The sequence below is a fragment of the Candidatus Alcyoniella australis genome (assembly GCA_030765605.1).
GTDB lineage: Bacteria > Lernaellota > Lernaellaia > JAVCCG01 > Alcyoniellaceae > Alcyoniella > Alcyoniella australis.
Genome location: JAVCCG010000077.1, coordinates 1 through 3,278 on the forward strand (window position 1 = coordinate 1; position 3,278 = coordinate 3,278).

At 61.0% G+C, this 3,278-nt stretch carries 2 protein-coding genes; both read left to right on the top strand.

Annotated features, from left to right (window positions below):
* The first annotated feature begins 98 nt into the window (after positions 1-98).
* Positions 99-1,433, top strand: coding sequence for a DUF2079 domain-containing protein (locus tag P9M14_08520; GenBank protein ID MDP8255779.1), 1,335 nt, complete (start codon positions 99-101; stop codon positions 1,431-1,433).
* Positions 1,434-1,517: 84 nt separating this feature from the next.
* Positions 1,518-3,035 (top strand): DUF1846 family protein, encoded by a 1,518-nt coding sequence (locus P9M14_08525; GenBank protein MDP8255780.1) that lies wholly within the window; start codon positions 1,518-1,520, stop codon positions 3,033-3,035.
* The last annotated feature ends 243 nt before the right edge of the window (positions 3,036-3,278 follow it).

The window sequence follows — 3,278 nt, forward strand, 5'->3', positions numbered from 1 at the left end:
ACCAACCGAACTGCATCAGACTTCTGCTCCTTGGTGAAAATACGCCTCTGCTTCTTGGACATCTGATCCTCCCAGCGGAATTATCCCGCATAAGTCAGGTGTCCACAAAACCCGGGCAAGCCCACAACGGGCCGGTCACCCACTATGAGGGGGGCAGCCATTTCGCCGTCCATTTCAGCCCATTGCTCTATGTTGCGGCGTTGATCTTCCGCATTTTCCCGCGGCCGACAACGCTGCTTTTAATCAACATCGCGATCGTTGCCCTTGGCGGCGCCTGCCTCTGGGGCTACGCCCGCTACAAGTTTCGCAACCAGGCCGCTCCATTGCTGGTGTTGGCCGTGTTCCTGGCCAACCCGGCGACCATCGGCCTGGCGTTGTCCGGGTTTCACGTGCTCACGGCCGCTCTGCCCCTGGTCGTTCTCGCCTGGTGGTTGGCGGAAAAGGGGAGTTGGCGCCTGGCACTGGTCCCCTTTGCCTTGGCGTTGATCGTCAGGGAGGACGTGGCGTTGGCCGCGGCCATGGGCGGATTGGGAATGGCCACGATCCGCGACCGGCGCAGGATCGGTCTGGCGGCGGTACTGATTTCCATCGCTTGGTTCATCGTGGTCAGCGGCGTGATTATGCCGACGTTCATCACCGATTCCGGGGTGGTTGACGACATTCGTTTCTCGCGCTTTCCGGATTCGTTCGGCGGCTCGTTGGTCCAGGCGTTGGGCACGCTGCTCACCGATCCGGTTGGAATGGTAGGGCGCATCTGTCGGGACACCATCGGGGTCAAGGCGGTCTACGTAAACCTGTTGTTCCTTCCCCTGCTGTTGTTGCCCCTCGGAGCAGGGCGCGCGATGCTGATCGGCCTTCCCGCGCTGTTTGTCAACCTGATCTCGAGTAATGGATTGCAGCACAACATTCACAGTCAATATTCCACCCTGATCGTGGCTGCGCTGTTTCTGGGCCTGGTCATCTGCCTGTCCCAGAGGGTCGGCGAAAAACAGCGGCTGGCCGTGCTGGGGCTGCTGCTGGCGCTCAACCTCTTGGGCACGACTTGGGCTGCACAGTGGGGAGCCTTCTCCCCGGCGCACAAGCCGGACATGTGTAAATGGCAGGATTTCGACCAAAGCGATCGAGAGTATCTGCGGTGGCTTGAGCAGAACCTTCCGCAGGACGCGAGCCTGATGGCCAGCAGGAGCGTAAGCAGCCATTTGGGCTATCGGCACGAGGAATTCATGATCGACGTCGGAACGGAGATCACCTCCGGCCGATATCAGCTGGTGCTGCTCGATCGCACGGCGCAGATGCCGACCCGCGAGTCAGCGGAAATCGTTTTTAATTATCTTGGCGAGCATTACATCTGCGCACGACCCGCCCTTAGCGACGGCAAGAGGATCGAGCTTCTTATCCACCGCGATTATCTGCCGCAGTTTACCGGCGATTGAGCCCGGTCATTGATTCCACGATGGATTTGACTATGCTTCTCAGGATTGCCGCAGCAAGCTATATAATTCAGACCAGGGGGGGTAATGCGAATCGGATTTGACAACGAGCGATATCTTAACGCCCAGGCAGAGGCAATACTAAAAAGGGTCGAACAGTTTTCGGGCAAACTCTACCTGGAGTTCGGCGGCAAGCTGATGCAGGACGGGCACGCCGCGCGTGTGCTGCCCGGCTACGATCAGGACGTCAAGGTCAAGCTGCTGACGCGGCTTAAGGACATGGTCGAGATCGTCTACTGCATCCGCGCCGGTGATATCGACAAGGGGCGGCTGCGCGGCGACTTCGGCCTGCCCTACGACATCGCCTCGTTGCGCACCTTCGACGACCTCGAGGACTACGGCTTCCGTGTCTCAGCGGTGATCGTCAACCGCTATCACGGCGAGGCCGGAGCCGCGCGCTTCATCGAGTTCCTCAAATCGCGCGGCATCCCGGTCTACACCCAGCCCGAGATTCTGGGCTACCCCGCGAACGTGGAGCAGATCGTCAGCGACGAGGGCTACGGCCGAAACCCGTTCGTAGAGACCCAAAAGCCGCTGGTAATCGTCACCGGCGCCGGGCCGGGCTCGGGAAAGATGTCGACATGCCTGTCGCAGGTTTATCACCACCACCTGCGCGGCCAGCGCGCCGGTTACGCCAAGTTCGAGACCTTCCCGATCTGGAACCTGCCGCTGGACCATCCAGTAAACCAGGCCTACGAGGCGGCCACTGCCGACATCAAGGACTTCAACATGGTCGATCCGTTCCACCTCGAGGCGCGCGGGGAGATCGCGGTGAACTACAACCGCGACGTGGAGAACTTCAGCATCATGCGCGAGATCATCAGCCGCATCGGCGATGAGCACTCGACCCTGGCGGGCTATCTCTCACCCACGGACATGGGAGTGAACATGGCCCGCGAGGGGATCGTCGACGACGAGGCGGTGCGCGAGGCGGCGCGACAGGAGATCGTCCGCCGCTACTTCCGCTATGCGTGGGAAAACAAGCGTGGGCTGGAGTCTCAGGACACCGTGGTTGCCGTGGAGAAGATGATGCAGAAGGTGCGCGTTAAAACAACGGATCGGCCTACCGTGCCCGCGGCGCGCCAGGCTGCGGCCAATGCCGATAAAGCGGGCAAGGGCAGCCACGGCGTGTACTGCGGCGCGGCGATCGAGCTGCGCGACGGCACGCTGCTGATCGGCATGAACACGCCTTTGCTCCACGCCGAGTCAGCGGTGCTGCTCAACGCGATCAAGCTCATGGCCGGCATCCCGAAACAGATCGATCTGCTGCCCGAAAGTCTGATTACCAACATAGCCATACTCAAGCGCGAGATCCTCAAGGGTAAGGCCGCCAGCCTCAACGTCGAGGAGGTGCTGGTGGCCCTCTCGATCTCCGCGTCGACCAACCCCACCAGCCAGGCGTGCATGAACATGCTGCCCAAGCTGGCCGACTGCGAGATGCACTCCACTCACGTGATCGGCTCGGGAGACGAGAACGGCCTGCGCAAGCTCAAGCTCAACCTGACAACCGACGCCCTGCCCACCTCGCGCGGCTTCTACTACTGATCGCCTTGGGCTGCGACTGATAGAAAACAGGCCGCCCGAACAATGGGCGGCCCGTGGTTTATCTGCTGGTTAGGTGCTCTCAGACAAAGCCGCAGAACGACATGTCGTCGTCATCGTCGTCGTCGCCCATGTCATCGTCGTCCAGATCGTCATCATCCAGATCGTCGTCGTCCAGGTCGTCGTCGTCCAGGTCGTCGTCGTCCAGGTCGTCGTCATCGTCGTCATCGCCCAGCGGCGAGCACT